The organism is Nocardia implantans, from assembly GCF_035544775.1.
Classification (GTDB): Bacteria; Actinomycetota; Actinomycetes; order Mycobacteriales; family Mycobacteriaceae; genus Nocardia; species Nocardia implantans.
Genome location: NZ_JAYKYQ010000004.1, coordinates 336160 through 353708, shown reverse-complemented (window position 1 = coordinate 353708; position 17549 = coordinate 336160). Strand labels below are relative to the sequence as shown.

The window sequence follows — 17549 nt, the reverse complement described above, 5'->3', positions numbered from 1 at the left end:
GCGCGGCGGGTCAGCCCGCGGCGCCGACCGGGGCCAGATTCTCCCCGCGCAACCGCTGAGAGATCACCTGGGTGATGCCGTCGCCGCGCATGCTGACGCCGTAGAGCGCGTCGGCGATCTCCATCGTCGGCTTCTGGTGGGTGATGACGATCAGCTGGCTCTTCTCCCGCAACTGCTCGAACAGGCCGATCAGACGGCGCAGGTTGGTGTCGTCCAGCGCGGCCTCGACCTCGTCCATCACGTAGAACGGCGACGGCCTGGCGCGGAAGATGGCCACCAGCAACGCGACGGCGGTCAGCGACTTCTCCCCGCCGGACAGCAGCGACAGGCGCTTGACCTTCTTGCCCGGCGGACGGGCCTCCACCTCGATGCCGGTGGTGAGCATGTCCGAGGGGTCGGTGAGCAGCAGCCTGCCCTCGCCGCCGGGGAACAGTTTCGCGAACACCTCGACGAACTCGCGCTCCACGTCGGCGTACGCCTCGGTGAACACCTGCAGGATGCGGGCATCGACCTCGGCGACCACGTCGAGCAGATCCTTGCGCGCGCTCTTGACGTCCTCGAGCTGCGTGGCCAGGAAGTTGTACCGCTCCTCCAGCGCCGCGAATTCCTCGAGCGCGAGTGGATTCACCTTGCCCAGGGTGGCGAGATCCTTCTCGGCGCGCTTGGCGCGACGCTCCTGGGTCTGCCGGTCGTACGGCATCGGGGCGGGTTCGCTGACCTGCTCGCCGCGCTCCTTGGCCTGCTCGTACTCCTGCATCTCCAGCGCCGACGGCGGCAGCGGCACGTGCGGGCCGTACTCGGCGATCAGATCGTCCAGCGCGATACCGAACTGCTCGGCGATGGTCGCCTCCAGCTGCTCGATGCGCAGCGCCGCTTGGGCTTTGGCCACCTCGTCCCGATGCACCGCGTCGGTGAGCTGGGACAGTTGCGCGGTGAGCGCGCGCACCCGCTCCTTGACCTGTTCGACCTGCGCGGCGCACTCCGAGCGTTTGCGCACCAGCTCGTCGCGGCGGGCGCCGGCCTCGGCCACCACCCGCTCGAGTTCGGCGGCGATCTTCGCACCGGATTCGGCCACCGCGGCGGCGAGTTCGGCCGCCTGCCTGCGCGCGGCTCGCGCGCGTTCGGCGCGGGCGCGGTTCTCCCGCTCGGCACGGGCGGCGCGGCGCAGCGAATCGGCCTTGCCGCGAACGGATTCCGCGCGCTCCTCGGCGGTGCGCACGGCGAGCCTCGCCTCGACCTCCATGGCGCGCGCCTCGGCCAGCGCCGCGGCGGCCTCCTCGCGCGCGCGGCCCGCGGATTCGGTGCCCGCCGCGCCCGCGCCGTCGGCGTCCGCCTCGGACTGCTCCAATTCCGCGTGGCGCAGGCGGTCCTCCAGCTCGGCCAGCGCGGCCAGCGCCTCCTCCCGGCTCGCCTCCGCGTCGTCGCGCTGGCCGACCAGCCGTTCGCTCTCCGCGTGCGCGGTGCGAGCGGTCTGACCGAGCCTGCCCAGCCGCTCGTAGATCGCGACCAGCGCCTGATCGGATTCGTGCAGGGCGAGCAGCGCCTGGTCGACGGCGTCCTTGCGATCGGCCTGCTCCTCTAGCGCGCCGGACAGCGCGGCCTCGAGTTCCTCGGCGCGCCGCTGCGCCGCGATCAACTCCGCCTCGGCGGCGTCGATGTCGGCTTGGATCTCCAGCTGACTGGGCGCGCGATCGGAACCGCCGAGCAGCCAGCCGTTTCCGGTGAGGTCGCCGTCGCGGGTGACCACGCGCAGTTCGGGCCGCGCCGCGACCAGCGCGCGGGCGGCGGGCAGATCGTCGGCCACCGCGATCCCCGCGGCGAGCGCCGCGATCGCGCCGCGCACCGAGTCGGGGCATTCGACCACGTCGAACAGCCAGCGGGCGCCGTCGGGCAGCGCGTCCGGCCGCGGCCGATCGGCACGCTCGGCGCCGAAGACGACGGCGGCGCGGCCCGCGTCGGCGTCCTTGAGCGCCTGGATCGCGGCGTGCGCGGACTCGCCGGTGTCGGCGGCGACGGCGTCGGCCAGCGGGCCCAGCGCGGCGGCGACCGCCGCCTCGAAGCCGCCGTGCACGCGCAGCAGCGCCGAGAGCGGGCCGAGCAATCCCTGCTCGCGGTGCTCCACCAGCCAGGCCACACCGTCCCGGCGGGCCAGGTTCATGCCGAGCGCCTCGATGCGCGCGCTGAGCGACGCGACGCGCTTGCTCGCGTCCCGGTCCTGTTCGCGCAGTTCGGTGACCCGTTGATCGGCCAGTTCCAGCGCCTGCGCCGCGTGCTCGTGCTGAGCGTCGAGACCGGCCTCGCCCGCGTCGAGTTCGGCGAGTTCGGCTTGCACCGTGTCGAATTCGGCTTGCGCGGCCTCACCGCGATGGCGGGCGTCGGCGATCGCGACCGACAGCCGCGCGATCTCCGCGTCCACCGACTGCGCCCTGGCCCGCAGGGTGTCCACCTTGCCGGACAACCGGGCCACTCCCTCGCGCCGGTCGGCGATCGCCCGCACCGCGGCCAAGTGCGCCTGCTCGGCGGCCTTGGCGGCGTGTTCGCGTTCGGCCAGCTGGTCGCGGGCCGCCTCCAGCGTCTCCGTGGCGATCTCCACCGCTTCGCGCAGCTCGGCCTCCTCGGCCTCGACCCGGTCGGCCTCGGCCTCGAGTTGCTCGGGGTCGCGGCCGGTGCTGACCGGAGCCGCCGCGTCCAGGTGCCGCGCCCGGTCGCCCGCGATGCGGATGGTCGCGTTGACCCGCTCGGCGAGCGCGGACAGCTGGAACCACAGCTGCGCGGCGGCCTCCGCGCTCGGCGTCAGCCGCGACAGCTGGAATTCCTGCTGCGCCAGCGCCGCGTTCGCGGCGTCCAGCTCGGACTGCACGGTGATCTGCTGTTCGCGCGCGTACGCTTCCTTGCTCTGCTGGCTGGCCAGCTCTTCGCGCCGGGTGACCAGGTCGTCGGCGGCCAGCCGCAGCCGGGCGTCGCGCAGGTCGGCCTGCACGGTCTGCGCCCTGCGCGCCACCTCCGCCTGCCTGCCCAGCGGTTTGAGCTGGCGGCGCAGTTCGGTGGTGAGGTCGGTCAGCCGAGCCAGGTTGGCCTGCATGGCCTCGAGCTTGCGGACCGCCTTCTCCTTGCGTTTGCGGTGCTTGAGCACACCGGCGGCTTCCTCGACGAACGCGCGGCGGTCCTCAGGGCGCGATTCCAGGATGGCCGACAGCTGGCCCTGACCCACGATGACGTGCATCTCGCGGCCGATGCCGGAGTCGCTGAGCAGTTCCTGCACGTCCATCAGGCGGCAGGAGTTGCCGTTGATCTCGTACTCGCCCGCGCCGTCGCGGAACATGCGCCTGGTGATGGACACCTCGGCGTAGTCGATCGGCAGCGCGCCGTCGGAATTGTCGATGGTCAGCGTGACCTCGGCACGGCCGAGCGGCGCGCGGCCCGCCGTGCCCGCGAAGATCACGTCCTGCATCTTGCCGCCGCGCAACGCCTTGGCGCCCTGCTCGCCCATCACCCAGGTGAGCGCGTCGACGACGTTCGATTTGCCCGAGCCGTTGGGACCGACCACACACGTGATGCCCGGTTCCAAGCGCAGCGTCGTCGCGGACGCGAAGGATTTGAAGCCCTTCAACGTCAGGCTCTTCAGGTGCAAGTTCGACGACCTTTCCGTGTTCTGCCCGGTCGGCGTTCCGCGTCGGGGCAGCGCATCCGGCGACCTGTCATGGTATCCGTCGCGTACCGGGAGCTTCCGGGGCCCGACGGCGTGCGCGGCCGAGTGGTGGTTCGGCGATATCCGTAGGCTATCGACTCGCCGCCGGTTCGCGCGCATTTCGATATGCCCCGGGTTTGCCGGGACGGCGACGGCGGCGCCGGTCGCATCGGGTCGGCGGCCGCGACGCGACCGACTCCGCCGGCGCACCGGGATGCGGGAACGCCCGCTCTGCCACCGGCACGCGTCTCTTCCGTCAGCCCGCTGCCCATGCCCGGTCTCGAACTGGCACTGACGCCACATCCTCCGGCCCCTTACGATCCCTCTGATTCGTCAGCGGAACGTTCGGGAGCGCACCACGATGTCTGCCCCCTCACCAGGGACAAGTACCCGGTTCCGCCTTGCCCGGATCGCGGGGCTCGTCCTCGGCAGCCTGGTGTTCCTGCACGCCTGTGAACGCAGCAAGAGCGCGCTGCTGAGCGATGTGCGGATGGAGGTGGCGGTCGCGGCGGCTTTCGCCGCGGCCGCCCTTGGCGCGGCGTGGTTCGAGATCAAACTGCGGGGACCGGAGCAGGACGCGGACCCGCCGTGGGACGACGCCGACGAGGACGAAACTCCCAGTCCTGGGAATTTTCCCGGCCGAGCCGGGCGATCCGCCGAACCGGTGTACGGCAGGAGCGAGCGACCCGGGCGCACCGGCATCGGCCCCCGGTCGGCGCCCCCAGACCACTGGGAGGACGACGACCTGCCCGACGCCGCGGAATCCCCGGGCTGGGCGGATCTCGTCGCCGGGATTGCGCGGACATTGCGGATCACCCGCGCCCACATTGCGGACCGACAGCCGCTGCTCCCGCTTGGCGCGGTCACGAAATGGATGCGCCGCGTCGACCCCGACGACGAGATCGGTGCCCCCGAACTCGACGATGACGACCAGACCGAGCAGATCACCCGCACCGAAACGGGCGAACTCGTCATCGAGTCCGGCGTCCGGACGGTGCGGGCCAAGATCTCCCGCTCCGGCGACCTCGTCCTGCACGGCCGCAGACACGCGGAAGCTCGGTCCGAATGGAAGTGGACCTTCCCCACGGAAGCCTTCCCCGCCATCCGGGCCGCGCTCGGCGACGGCCCCGGCGATCTGCTCGATCTGCTCGAGGACACCCTTCCGTGGCTGGACGCCGTCGCCCGCCACGATCCGGGCGCGTGGTTGCGCGCGCACGACATCGCCGCCACTTATCAGGAGAAAGGCGTCAGCGCCACGCAGATCACCCGGGAGCTTCCCGTCCTCCAGCCGGGTCGTCCGCCGCAGCCGCCCCGTGCGAGCAGATCCCGCCGGAAGCCGCCGCAGGAGGCGCGCGGCGAGAGCCGGTCCACCCGTCGCGGAGCCGCCGAGCCACCGACCTCGTCCCGGCGCACCGATGCCGATCGACCGACACGCACCGCGAACTCCTGGCCGACAGCACGAACGAACCCTCCGGCCGGCGACTACAGCCCGCCCGCGGCAGCACGACGCCGCCGCCGCGAGGAATCCGAACCCGCTCGGCGAGGCGACCGGCTCCCGCGCGGCGGTGGGGCGAATCCGCCTCCGCGTTCTGCACCCGGCCGTCTCGACCCGCCGAGACGTCGGCGTCCCGATGAGCCCGACGCATCGCACCGCGCCGGACCTCGGGACGACTACGACGACGCGGAGGTCCGTCATCCGCGAGGGAGCGAGCAGACCGGACGCAGGCCCGCGGACCGCGAGCCAGGGACCGGCCGAAGAGAGCGGCCCGATGCGGCATACCGCGACCGTCCGGTGCCGTCCGACCGAGACCGGGCCGACGACCAACCACCCGGCCGCCGTCACCGCGGCGATCAGCGGTCACGGCGGGAACCCTCGCTTCCCCCGCACGAGTCCGCGCGGCGCGGGTGGTAGGACACGACAACGGCGCTGTCGCCCGGTGCGACGGGTGACAGCGCCGACGGTCGGAGCTCAGCTCGCGCGGTGGCTGAACCGGCCGTTCTCGAAGCCCGCCACCATCCGGAACGCCAGGACGGCGCCCCACGGGCCGATCACCCAGATCGGCCAGAAGTAGGTCAGCGCGCCGACGCTCAGCGAGACCGCGCCCCAGATGACGAGCACCAGCAGGCTCACGGCGAGCCAGGTGCTGCCCTCGATGCGCTGCCAGATCGGGATGCGGGGGCGCGCGGAAGCGGGCGCCACGGCGTCCTTGCCCAGTTCGGGCAGATCGGACAGCACCGCGCGCAGGTCTTCGCGATCGGTGGTGGCGTACACCTGGGCGACGCGCTGGTCGTACTCGGGCAGATCGATCCGGCCGTCCGCCATATGCCTGCCGAGCAGGCGCACCACGACGTCGCGTTCGGCGTTCGAGGCGCGAGTGCCGGTGGAGATGTCCATGCCTGGTCCTATCGACGGGTTTATCTTCCATAGTGGAATATGAGTCCAGCATAACCCTCCAAAGTGGAATGTCAACCCTCACGGGCGATTCCCGCTCGAAACTCGGGACTTCGCGCGATCCGGCGGTAGGGTTCGGATCGGGAACAACTGTATGGACAGGTGTTCAGCTCGCGGGTCCATGGAGCGACCGGATCCGCGTCCCGAGAACTCGCTCAGGAGGCACAGGTGTCGGAAACCGTCCGCGGGATCGTGGCCCGCAGCAAAGGCGCACCGGTCGAGAGCGTCGAGGTGGTGATTCCCGATCCGGGCCCGCACGACGTGGTGGTGCGGGTGCAGGCGTGCGGGGTCTGCCACACCGACCTGCACTATCGCGAAGGCGGCATCACCGACGATTTCCCGTTCCTGCTCGGCCACGAGGCGGCGGGCGTGGTGGAAGCCGTCGGCGCGGCGGTCACCCATGTGACCGAGGGTGACTACGTGATCCTCAACTGGCGCGCGGTCTGCGGTGAGTGCCGGGCCTGCAAGCGCGGCAGGCCGTGGTACTGCTTCGACAGTCGCAACGCGAGCAAGAAGATGACCCTCGCCGACGGCACCGAGCTGACGCCCGCCCTCGGCATCGGCGCGTTCGCCGACAAGACGTTGGTGCACGAAGGCCAGTGCACGAAGGTCGATCCGGAAGCCGACCCTGCGGTGGCGGGCCTGCTCGGCTGCGGCGTGATGGCGGGCATCGGCTCGGCGATCCACACCGGCAACGTCTCGATCGGCGACACCGTCGCGGTGATCGGCTGCGGCGGCGTCGGGGACGCGGCCATCGCCGGAGCCAGGCTCGCGGGTGCGCGCGCCGTCATCGCGGTGGACCGCGACGCCAGGAAACTGCGCTGGGCCACGGACTTCGGCGCCACCCACACGATCGATGCGACCACCGAGGACGTGGTCGAGAAGATCCAGGAGTACACCGACGGCTGGGGCGCGGACGTGGTCATCGACGCGGTCGGACGGCCGGAGACCTGGCAGCAGGCCTTCTACGGCCGCGACCTCGCCGGGACGGTGGTCCTCGTCGGCGTGCCGACCCCGGAGATGACCCTGGAGATGCCGCTGCTTGACTTCTTCTCCCGCGGCGGCGCGCTGAAATCCGCCTGGTACGGCGACTGTCTGCCGGAACGTGACTTCCCCGCCCTGATCGACCTCTACCGCCAGGGACGGCTGCCGCTGGACCGGTTCGTCTCCGAACGCATCGGGCTGGACCAGGTGGAGCAAGCCTTCGCCAAGATGCACGCGGGCGACGTGCTGCGTTCGGTGGTGGTCTGGTGACCATCCGCATCGACCGCGTCGTCACCTCCGGCGAGTTCCGCCTCGACGGCGGCACCTGGGCGGTGGACAACAACATCTGGCTCGTCGGCGACGACGACGAGGTGGTCGTCATCGATGCCGCCCACGACGCAGGCCCGATTCTCGCGGCGGTCGCCGGGCGCGCCGTTCGCGCGATCGTGTGCACCCACGGACACAACGATCACGTGACGGTCGCCCCCGAACTCGCCGAGCGCCTGAACGCACCCATCCTGCTGCACCCCGGCGACGAACCGCTGTGGCGCATGACCCATCCCGACACGGGATACCAGCCGCTCGCGCACGGCGATCGGATCGGCGTGTCCGACACCGAAATCCACATCCTGCACACCCCTGGCCACTCCCCCGGCTCGGTCGCACTGCATCTGCCCGACGCGAAGGCCGTGTTCACGGGCGACACGTTGTTCGCCGGCGGCCCCGGCGCGACCGGCCGATCGTTCTCCGATTTCGGCACGATCATCGAGTCGATCCGCCAACGCCTGCTGACGCTCCCGGAGGAGACCACGGTCCATACCGGACACGGCGATTCCACCACCATCGGCGCGGAGAAGCCCTTCCTCGCCGATTGGATCGCCCGCGGCCACTGACCGCCGTCGACGGCCGCGGGCGGCACAACGACACCGCCCGCGGCCGCCTCCGCGTCAACCGCGGTAGGGGTACCGGCGATCCAGGTCCAGGTTAAACCGCAGCACGTCGACCCGCGGCTCGCCGAGGAATCCCAGTGTCCGGCCGCTGGTGTGCTCGTCCACTACGGCGCGCACCTGCTGCTCGGAGATCCCGCGCGCTTTCGCGACCCGAGGCACCTGGATGGCCGCGTACCGCGGCGAAATGTTCGGATCGAGCCCGCTCCCGCTCGCGGTGACCGCATCGGCGGGCACCGCCGGGTCGGCGGGCGCGTCGCCGCGTATGGGGACGATGCGTCCGATGGAGTAATCCTGTCCCGGTTCGGCGCAGTCGACCCGGACGCCGCGATAGGCCGCGACGAACGGCGGTGCCGGACACGCCTCGTTGACGCTGACGACCCGTACGGGGCGCGAAACGTCCCCGTCGGAGTCACGCGGTCCGATCACCGAGAGCACCGCGCCGACACCGTCTTTCGTGCAGAACGGGCGGCTGCCGTCGATCCCCTCACGGTCGCCGACCTCCTTGCTGCGAGCGCAGACCGCGGTGAGCAGGCTCGCGCGTGCCGGAGTGTCGACGATGTCCTCGGGTCCGAGATTGCTCGCGGAAGTGGACATCGGGTCGTAGCCGTCACCGGCGGCCGAAGGGCGGCTCTGGAAATACTGCGCCGAGGCCGCACCGCCGGGGCCGGTGAACGATTGCCCGATCAGGCCGGAGCCCACCGTCGTTCCGTTCACCTCGATCAACGACCCGTCCGCTTTCTCGTGCAGACCGGGCAACTGGGCCACCGCGAAAACCGCCAGCGGGTAGACGATTCCGGTGATCGCCGTGAGCGCGAGCAACGCGCGCAGGGCGGCGAGATGCTGCCGGATCCAGGTTGAAAGGCGCATGTCAGGACATCCCGGGGAGGAACTGGACCACGAGGTCGACGAGTTTGATGCCGAGGAACGGCGCGATGATGCCGCCGAGCCCGTAGAGGGTCAGATTGCGGCTGAGCAACTTCGAAGCGTTCGACGGCCGGTAGCGCACGCCGCGCAGCGCCAGCGGGATCAGCGCCACGATGACGACGGCGTTGAAGATCACCGCGGACAGGATCGCCGACTGCGGGCTGGCCAACCGCATGACGTTGAGCAGGTCCAGGCCGGGGAACAGCGTCACGAACAGCGCGGGGATGATCGCGAAATACTTGGCGATGTCGTTGGCGATGGAGAACGTCGTCAGCGCCCCGCGCGTGATGAGCAGCTGCTTGCCGATCTCCACGATCTCGATCAGCTTGGTCGGATCGGAATCCAGATCGACCATGTTGCCTGCCTCTTTGGCGGCCGAGGTGCCGGTGTTCATCGCCACGCCCACGTCGGCCTGCGCCAGCGCGGGCGCGTCGTTGGTGCCGTCGCCGGTCATCGCGACCAGGCGTCCGCCCTCCTGTTCCCGCTTGATCAGCGCCAACTTGTCCTCCGGCGTCGCCTCGGCGAGGAAATCGTCGACCCCCGCCTCGTCCGCGATCGCTTGCGCGGTCAGCGGGTTGTCGCCGGTGATCATCACCGTGCGGATGCCCATGCTGCGCATCTCGTCGAACCGCTCGCGCATGCCCTGTTTCACCACGTCTTTGAGGTGGATGACGCCGAGCACCCTGGCGCCGTCGCCGTCGGCCTCGCCGACGACCAGCGGCGTGCCGCCCGCGGCGGAGATGCCGTCGACGGTCGCGCCGAGCTCGCCGGGCACCGAACCGCCCTGCGCGCGCACCCATTCGGTGACGGCACTCGCCGCGCCCTTGCGCAACCTGCGGCTCTCGACGTCGACGCCGGACATCCGGGTCTGCGCGGTGAACTCGACCCAGCGCGCGTGGTTCAGCTCACCGGGCGTGCGCTCCCGCAGACCGTGAGCCTGTTTGGCGTAGACCACGATGGAACGGCCTTCCGGGGTCTCGTCGGCCAGGCTGGAAAGCTGTGCGGCGTCGGCCAGCTCCTCCTTGCTCACGCCGGGTACCGGGACGAAGTCCGCCGCTTGGCGGTTGCCGAGCGTGATCGTGCCGGTCTTGTCCAGTAGCAGAGTGTTCACGTCCCCGGCGGCCTCGACGGCACGGCCGGACATGGCGAGCACATTGCGCTGCACCAAGCGGTCCATGCCCGCGATCCCGATCGCCGACAGCAGGGCGCCGATGGTCGTCGGAATCAGGCACACCAGCAGCGAGACCAGCACGATGCCGGTGACGCCGTGCGCGTCCAGCGCCGCGGTGTCCGGCACGCCCGGATTGTTCGACTTGCTGAAGATCGCCATCGGCTGCAGCGTGACCACCGCGAAGACGAAGATGAGCGTCAGCGCCGCCAGCAGGATGTTCAACGCGATCTCGTTCGGGGTCTTCTGCCTGCTCGCACCCTCCACCAGGGCGATCATCTTGTCGATGAAGCTGCGCCCCGGCTCCTGGGTGATCCGCACGACGATCCGGTCCGACAGCACGGTGGTGCCGCCGGTCACCGCCGAGCGGTCACCGCCGGATTCGCGGATGACCGGCGCGGATTCACCGGTGATCGCCGACTCGTCCACCGAGGCGATGCCTTCCACCACGTCGCCGTCGCCCGGGATCACCTGTCCGGCTTCGACCACGACGTGATCGCCGCGGCGCAGTTCCTGAGCGGCGACCCGTTCCTCGGCCACCCACGCGCCCGGCGACCACTCGACCAGTCGCCGCGCGACGGTGTCGGTCTTCGCCTTGCGCAGTGTGTCGGCCTGCGCTTTGCCGCGGCCCTCCGCGACGGCCTCGGCCAGGTTCGCGAAGATCACCGTGAGCCACAGCCACACGACGACGGCCCAGGCGAAGAAGGTCGGGTCGAGCAGAGCGAGCACAGTAGACCACACCGCGCCCAGTTCGACGATCAACATCACCGGGTTGCGCCACAGCGTGCGTGGATCGAGCTTGCGCACCGCCTCCGGCAACGAGGTCAGCAGCATTTTCGGGTCGAGCACCCCGCTGCGGACGCTCTTGCCCCGCCGCGGCCGCTCGGACCCGGCCTGCGCCGAAGCCATTTCGAGAACGGGACTGGACATGTCAGTGGATTCCTTCGGCGAGTGGCCCGAGCGCCAGCGCGGGCAGGAAGGTGAGCGCGACCAGGATCACCGTCACGCCGACCACCATGCCGACGAACTGCGGCCGGTGCGTGGGCAGCGTGCCGATCGACGCGGGAGTGCTGCCCTGGCGCGCGAGCGAACCGGCCAGCGCGAGCACGAGGACGATCGGCAGGAAGCGGCCGAAGAGCATGGCCAGCCCGAGCGCGGTGTTGTACCACTCGGTGTTGCCGGTCAAGCCCGCGAAGGCCGAGCCGTTGTTGTTGGCGGCCGAGGTGAACGCGTAGAGCACTTCCGACAGCCCGTGCGGCCCGGAGTTCAGCATGCTCGCGCGCTGGCCCGGCATCGCCAGCGCCGCGGCCGTGCCGACCAGCACGATCAGCGGGCTGATCAGGAAGTACGACGCGGCCAGTTTGATCTCGCGCGGCGTGATCTTCTTGCCCAGGTACTCCGGGGTGCGCCCGACCATCAACCCGGCGACGAACACGGTGATCACCGCCAGGATCAACATGCCGTACAGGCCCGACCCGGTGCCGCCCGGCGCGACTTCGCCCAGCTGCATGTCGAACATCGTCATCAGGCCGCCGAGGCTGGTGTAGGAGTCGTGGAACGAATCGACCGCTCCGGTGGAGGTCAGCGTGGTCGCACCGGCGAAAGTGGCCGAATTCGCCACGCCGAAGCGCTGTTCCACGCCTTCCATCGAGGAGCCGATAGCGGTGGGCACCGTGCCGTGGTGCTGGAGCTGGAACAGATTGGTCAGCGTGACGCCGAACAGCGCGATCGTCCCCATCACCGCGACGATCGCGTAGCCCTGCTTACGACTGCCCACCATCCGGCCGAAGGTGCGCGGCAGCGAGAAGCTGATCACCAGCAGCAGGAAGACCTCCACCCAGTTGGTCCACGCGGAGGGGTTCTCGAACGGATGCGCGGAGTTGGCGTTGTAGAAGCCGCCGCCGTTGGTGCCCAGTTCCTTGATCACCTCTTGGCTGGCGACCGGGCCGCCGGTGATCGTCTGCCGGGCGCCGCCCAGCGTCTGCGCCACTTGGTCGTGCAGGTGGAAGTTCTGGATCACGCCGCCCGCCACCAGCACGAGCGCGAAGACGAACGCGATCGGCAGCAGGATGCGCAGCGTGCCGCGCACCAGGTCCACCCAGAAGTTGCCGAGGTCGCCGGTGTGCCTGCGCGCGAACCCGCGTACCAGCGCAACGGCCACCGCCATGCCCACCGCCGCCGAGACGAAGTTCTGTACGGCCAGCCCGGCCATCTGCACCAGATGACCCTGGGTGGATTCGCCGGAGTAGTTCTGCCAGTTCGTGTTCGTCACGAAGCTGACCGCGGTGTTCCAGGCCAGCGCGGGCGTCATCGCGGTGCCCGGATCGTTCAGGTGCAGCGGCAACTCGCCCTGGACGAGCTGGAAGAAGAACAAGAACAGAATGCTCACCGCCGAGAAGGCCAGCACGCTGCGCGCGTACACGGGCCAGGGCTGCTCGACTCCGGGGTGCGCTCCGATCGCGCGATAGACGAGACGTTCGACGCGGGAGTGCTCGCGGCCGTCGTAGACCCGGTACATGTAATCGCCCAGCGGCACGTGCACCAGCGCGAGCGCCAGGACCAGGGCGGCCACGAAGACGATCCCCGCGGTTGTCGTGCTCACTCAGAACCTCTCGGGAAACAGCAGCGCCGCGACCAGATAGACCGCGACGCCGACGGCGAGGACGAGACCGGTCAGATTCGCGATCACAACTTCTCCACCCCGCGCTGAACCAGTCCGAGCAGCGCGAACACCGCCACGGTGAGCGCGGTGAACACCACGACCGACATGACTCGACAACCTCCATCCGCGCGCCGGGCTTCGGCGCGACACAGCGAGTGAAGCGCCCCGGCGGCGCGTGCGGCCGTTTCCTGACGACTTCTTGACGCCCCGGTGCGCGGCATTTGCGGTTCGTTGACGGTCGTTCACCGCCCGCAAGCAACGCGTCAAGGAACACGGGCGGACCGTCAACACACCGTAAAAATCGAGGTCCGTCCGTCTGGCGACGGTAGAAGTGGAGAGCCGGGCGGGACCTGTCGGTGCCACCCAGCCGGACAGAAGAAAGGAGCGCGATGTCGGCAGTGATCTTCGTCGTCGCCTTCGTTTGCTGCGCGCTGGTCATCCGCGCGATCGGAACTCGTGCGCGGGCACCGCGGCCGCAACCGGTGGCGCTCGAGGCGGATGATGCGCGGCGGTGGGGCGCCAGCGCGCCGTGACGAACGCGGGATGCTCGGCCGGAGCGGCGCGACGCGCGATGATGAAGGCGTGAAACGCGGTCGGCTGCGGATCTACCTGGGCGCCGCGCCGGGAGTCGGCAAGACCTACGCCATGCTCGGCGAGGCGCACCGGCGACTGGAGCGGGGTCGCGACGTGGTGGCCGCGGTGGTCGAGACGCACGGCAGGGAGAAGACCGCGGAACTGCTCGACGGCATCGAACGCATCCCTCCGAAGCTGATCGAATATCGCGGCAGCACCTTCCAGGAAGTCGACGTCGACGCGGTGCTGCGCCGCGCCCCCGCGGTGGTGCTGGTCGACGAGCTGGCGCATACCAACGCGCCCGGCAGCGCGCACGAGAAGCGCTGGCAGGACGTGGCGGAACTGCTCGACGCGGGCATCGACGTGATCTCCACGGTCAACGTGCAGCATCTGGAGAGCCTCAACGACGTCGTCGAGCAGATCACCGGCATCCGGCAGCGCGAGACCGTGCCGGACGCGGTGGTGCGCGGGGCGGACCAGGTGGAGCTGGTCGACATCACCCCGGAAGCGTTGCGGCGCAGGCTTTCCCACGGCAACGTGTACGCCGCCGAGAAGATCGACGCGGCGCTGCGGAACTATTTCCGCGCGGGGAACCTCACCGCGCTGCGCGAACTGGCGCTGCTGTGGCTGGCCGATCAGGTGGACGCCGCGCTGGCCAGGTACCGGGCCGATCACCGGATCACCGAACTGTGGGAGGCCAGGGAGCGCGTCGTGGTTGCGGTGACCGGCGGGCCGGAATCGGAGACGCTCGTGCGCCGGGCCAGCCGGATCGCCACCAAATCCAGCGCCGATCTGGTGGTCGTGCACGTGGTGCGCGGCGACGGCCTGGCCGGGGTCTCCACCGAACGACTGGCGCGGTTGCGTGAGCTCGCGGCCAGCCTGGACGCCTCCCTGCACACCGTCACCGGGGACGACGTGCCCTCGGCGCTGCTCGAGTTCGCCCGCGAGGTGAACGCCACGCAGTTGGTGCTCGGCACCTCCCGCCGCTCGCGCTGGGCGCGCATGGTCGATGAAGGCATCGGCTCCACAGTGGTGCAGCGCTCCGGCAAGATCGACGTGCACATGGTGACGCACGAACAGGCCCACCGCGGATTCCGGTACGCGGCCCTGCACCCGCGCCGCCCCGTGGCCGCGTGGCTCGCCGCCGTTCTGGTGCCGGCCCTGGTCTGCGCGATCAGCGCCGCCTCCCTCGACGAGGTGCTGGATCTCGGCGGGATCAGCGCCGTGTTCGTGGTCGGCGTGGTCGCGGTGGCGCTGCTCGGCGGCGTGGTGCCCGCGTCGTTCTCGGCGCTGTTGTCCGGGCTGCTGCTGAACTGGTTCTTCGCGCCGCCGCGCTACAGCCTGACCATCGCCGAGCCGAACAGCTTCATCACCGTGGTGGTGCTGCTCATCGTCGCCGTCGCGGTGGCGGCGCTGGTCGACCTGGCCGCGAAGCGAACCGCTCAGGCGCGCAAGGCCTCTCGGCAGGCCGAACTGCTCACCATGTTCTCCGGCGCGATCCTGCACGGCGCGGACCTGCCCCGGCTGCTCGAACAGATCAGAGAAGTCTTCGCGCAACGCGCGGTCGGCCTGGTGGAAGGCGACCACGTGCTCGCCGAAGTGGGTGCCGACCCGCCGCGGCAGCCCTCCGACGCGGACACCGTGGTGGAAGCGGGCGACGCCCGCCACCGGCTGCTGCTGGCCGGTCGCCCGCTGGCGGCCGCCGACCGTCCGGTGCTCAACGCGGTCACCAACCAGGCCGTCGCCCTGGTCCGGCAGGCCCGCCTGGCCGAAGAGGCGAGTGCCGCCGCGGCCCTGCTGGAGGCCGATCGCCTGCGGCGGGCGTTGCTCTCGGCGGTCGGCCACGACCTGCGCACCCCACTGGCCGGCGCCAAAGCGGCGGTTTCCAGCCTGCGCAGCGACGACGTCGAGTTCTCCCCGCAGGACACCGCCGAACTGCTGGAGACCATCGAGGAATCGGTGGATCAGCTCACCGCGCTGGTCGGCAATCTGCTCGACTCCTCCCGGCTCGCGGTCGGAGTCGTCACGCCGCAGCTGCGGCGGGTCTACCTGGACGAGGTGGTGCACCGCGCCCTGGTGAGCGTCGGGATGGGCGCGCGCGGGTTGCGGCGTGCGGCGATGGACCGGGTCCGGGTGGAGGTGGGCGACGTCTCGGTGCGCGCCGACAGCGGCCTGCTGGAACGGGTGCTGGCCAACCTGCTCGACAACGCGCTGCGCCACGCCCCGCGCGCGGGCACGGTCCGCGTCACCGCCGAACGCGCGGGCGACCGGGTCGCGATCGCGGTCATCGACACCGGGCCCGGCATCCCGCACGGCGCCGAGGAGCAACTGTTCGAACCGTTCCAGCGCCTCGGCGACCGGGACAACACCACCGGCGTCGGCCTCGGCCTGTCGGTGGTGCGCGGGTTCGTCGAGGCGATGGGCGGCACCGTGCACGCCGAGCCGACACCCGGCGGAGGATTGACCATGCTGGTCGAGCTGCCCGGCGGCGAGCCGTCCGAGACCGACGGCACGGGCGGCGCCGTGGCACACGAGACGACGAGCGCGGGTGAGTGAGGTGTCCGCGACGACACAGGAGGCGGCGGTTGTGACGAAGACGCCCGATGCGGTGGCGACGAAGGTGCTCGTGATCGACGACGAACCGCAGATCGTGCGCGCGTTGCGGATCAATCTCTCGGTCCGCGGCTACGAGGTGATCACCGCCGCGACCGGCGGCGCGGCCCTGCGGGCGGCGGCCGACCGGCATCCGGACGTCGTGATCCTCGACCTCGGCCTGCCCGACATGGACGGCATCGAGGTGCTCGCCGGATTGCGCGGCTGGACCTCGGCTCCGGTGATCGTGCTGTCGGCGCGGACGGATTCCGCCGACAAGGTCGAAGCGCTCGACGCGGGGGCCGACGACTACGTCACCAAACCGTTCGGCATGGACGAGCTGCTGGCCCGGTTGCGCGCCGCGGTCCGGCGCGGCGCCACCGATCCCGACGCCTCGGCGCCCGTGGTGACCACCGACTCGTTCACCGTCGACCTGGCCGCCAAGAAGGTCACCAAGCGCGGCGAGACCGTCCACCTGACCCCCACCGAGTGGGGCATGCTCGAGATGCTGGTGCGCAATCGGGGCAAGCTGGTGGGGCGGCGGGAGCTGCTGCGCGAAGTGTGGGGCCCCTCCTACGCCACCGAGACCCACTACCTGCGGGTCTACCTGGCGCAATTGCGCCGCAAACTGGAGGACGATCCGTCGCGTCCCAAACACCTGCTCACCGAGGCGGGTATGGGCTACCGGTTCCAGGAGTAATCCCGGCCACGGGCCGCCGACCGTGCGGAATGGCCGGTCCTGGCGCGGCGTTGCCAGGCCCGCGAGCTGATTGCGACGACAATGGCAGGATCGAACCCATGGCTGAACAGACCGCTACATCCGTCACCGCCACCGCGGCGCCGAGCGCGCCGGAGCCCACCACGTTGTGGGTGGAGCGCACCGGAACCAGGGCATACACCGGGCGCAGCTCCCGAGGCGCCGAAGTCCTGATCGGATCGCAGGGCGTTCCCGGTGTGTTCACCCCCGGCGAATTGCTGAAGATCGCGCTGGCCGCCTGCTCCGGCCTCAGCGCGGACTTCCCGCTGTCGCGCAAACTCGGCGACAACTTCGACGCGACCATTCGCGTCTCCGGCGACGCCGATCGGGAGAACGAGGTCTACCCGCACCTGGAGGAGGTGTTCGAGCTCGACCTCAGCGAACTCGACGACGAGGCCCGAGAACGGTTGCTGGTGACCGTGCAGCGTGCCATCGACAAGGTCTGCACGGTGGGACGGACGTTGAAGGCGGGCACGAAGGTGACGCTGTCGTTCGACATCGAGGCCTGATGGACCAGGCCGTTCGGTTGAGCGCCTGGGTGCACGGCCTGGTCCAGGGCGTGGGTTTCCGCTGGTGGACTCGGTCGCGGGCGTTGGAACTGGGACTGGCCGGGCACGCGACGAATGCCAGGGACGGCCGCGTGCACGTGGTGGCCGAGGGGCCCCGACCGGCTTGCGAGCGGTTGCTGAGCCTCTTGCGTTCCGGGGACACACCTGGTCAGGTCAAGTTGGTTGTGGAAAGCTGGGAGCCCGCGCGGGGTGATTTGACCGGTTTCGAGGAGCGGTAGTGGTGGTTCGGG

15 protein-coding genes are annotated in these 17549 nt (G+C 70.5%); 8 read left to right on the top strand and 7 right to left on the bottom strand.

Annotation, left to right across the window (positions count from 1 at the left end; genetic code table 11):
• Nucleotides 1-10: 10 nt before the first annotated feature.
• A complete protein-coding gene (gene smc, locus U3653_RS12155) occupies nt 11-3631 on the bottom strand; it encodes a chromosome segregation protein SMC (RefSeq protein WP_195078701.1) in 3621 nt (1206 codons plus the stop codon).
• 418 nt (nt 3632-4049) lie between these two features.
• Between smc and U3653_RS12150 the strand changes: the two genes are divergently transcribed.
• Nucleotides 4050-5600, top strand: coding sequence for a hypothetical protein (locus U3653_RS12150; protein ID WP_195078700.1), 1551 nt, complete (start codon nt 4050-4052; stop codon nt 5598-5600).
• Nucleotides 5601-5657: 57 nt separating this feature from the next.
• On the opposite strand, the gene U3653_RS12145 is transcribed toward U3653_RS12150, so the two are convergent.
• The gene (locus tag U3653_RS12145) at nt 5658-6083 is read right to left on the bottom strand and encodes a DUF1707 SHOCT-like domain-containing protein (protein ID WP_195078699.1); all 426 of its coding nucleotides are present in this window, start codon (nt 6081-6083) and stop codon (nt 5658-5660) included.
• Nucleotides 6084-6308: 225 nt separating this feature from the next.
• Between U3653_RS12145 and U3653_RS12140 the strand changes: the two genes are divergently transcribed.
• Together U3653_RS12140 and U3653_RS12135 are read left to right on the top strand one after the other, a co-directional pair.
• Entirely contained in the window at nt 6309-7394 is a 1086-nt protein-coding gene (locus U3653_RS12140) for an S-(hydroxymethyl)mycothiol dehydrogenase (protein ID WP_195078698.1), read from the top strand.
• Complete coding sequence (locus U3653_RS12135; protein WP_397069178.1) at nt 7388-8017, top strand: MBL fold metallo-hydrolase; 630 nt, start codon at nt 7388-7390, stop codon at nt 8015-8017. Before U3653_RS12140 ends, U3653_RS12135 begins: the two co-directional genes overlap by 7 nt.
• A 54-nt stretch (nt 8018-8071) precedes the next feature.
• Here U3653_RS12135 and U3653_RS12130 read toward each other — a convergent pair whose 3' ends face one another.
• Genes U3653_RS12130 through U3653_RS12115 form a run of 5 tightly spaced genes read right to left on the bottom strand, consistent with a single transcriptional unit; the run spans nt 8072 to nt 13049 of the window.
• Entirely contained in the window at nt 8072-8941 is an 870-nt protein-coding gene (locus tag U3653_RS12130) for a potassium-transporting ATPase subunit C (protein ID WP_195078696.1), read from the bottom strand.
• A 1-nt stretch (nt 8942) separates the two neighbouring features.
• Entirely contained in the window at nt 8943-11075 is a 2133-nt protein-coding gene (gene kdpB / locus U3653_RS12125; protein ID WP_397069180.1) for a potassium-transporting ATPase subunit KdpB, read from the bottom strand.
• Between the two features lie 22 nt (nt 11076-11097).
• Complete coding sequence (gene kdpA / locus U3653_RS12120; protein WP_195078694.1) at nt 11098-12768, bottom strand: potassium-transporting ATPase subunit KdpA; 1671 nt, start codon at nt 12766-12768, stop codon at nt 11098-11100.
• Nucleotides 12769-12855 carry a K(+)-transporting ATPase subunit F gene (gene kdpF, locus U3653_RS33250; RefSeq protein ID WP_353963128.1) on the bottom strand — a complete coding sequence of 29 codons (87 nt, stop codon included), beginning with the start codon at nt 12853-12855 and terminating at the stop codon, nt 12769-12771. It abuts the gene before it with no gap.
• Nucleotides 12852-13049 carry a hypothetical protein gene (locus tag U3653_RS12115; protein ID WP_323124208.1) on the bottom strand — a complete coding sequence of 66 codons (198 nt, stop codon included), beginning with the start codon at nt 13047-13049 and terminating at the stop codon, nt 12852-12854. Before U3653_RS12115 ends, kdpF begins: the two co-directional genes overlap by 4 nt.
• A gap of 168 nt (nt 13050-13217) precedes the next feature.
• On the opposite strand from U3653_RS12115, the gene U3653_RS12110 reads away from it, so the two are divergent.
• The 5 genes from U3653_RS12110 to U3653_RS12090 all read left to right on the top strand — a co-directional run bounded on the left by U3653_RS12110 (nt 13218) and on the right by U3653_RS12090 (nt 17537).
• A complete protein-coding gene (locus U3653_RS12110) occupies nt 13218-13361 on the top strand; it encodes a hypothetical protein (protein WP_195078693.1) in 144 nt (47 codons plus the stop codon).
• A gap of 10 nt (nt 13362-13371) precedes the next feature.
• Nucleotides 13372-15957 (top strand): ATP-binding protein, encoded by a 2586-nt coding sequence (locus U3653_RS12105; protein ID WP_195078692.1) that lies wholly within the window; start codon nt 13372-13374, stop codon nt 15955-15957.
• A gap of 31 nt (nt 15958-15988) precedes the next feature.
• Nucleotides 15989-16693: a response regulator gene (locus tag U3653_RS12100; RefSeq protein ID WP_323124206.1), complete on the top strand. Its 705-nt coding sequence runs from the start codon at nt 15989-15991 to the stop codon at nt 16691-16693.
• 98 nt (nt 16694-16791) lie between these two features.
• Nucleotides 16792-17259 (top strand): OsmC family protein, encoded by a 468-nt coding sequence (locus U3653_RS12095; RefSeq protein WP_195078691.1) that lies wholly within the window; start codon nt 16792-16794, stop codon nt 17257-17259.
• The gene (locus U3653_RS12090) at nt 17259-17537 is read left to right on the top strand and encodes an acylphosphatase (protein WP_195078690.1); all 279 of its coding nucleotides are present in this window, start codon (nt 17259-17261) and stop codon (nt 17535-17537) included. Before U3653_RS12095 ends, U3653_RS12090 begins: the two co-directional genes overlap by 1 nt.
• The last annotated feature ends 12 nt before the right edge of the window (nt 17538-17549 follow it).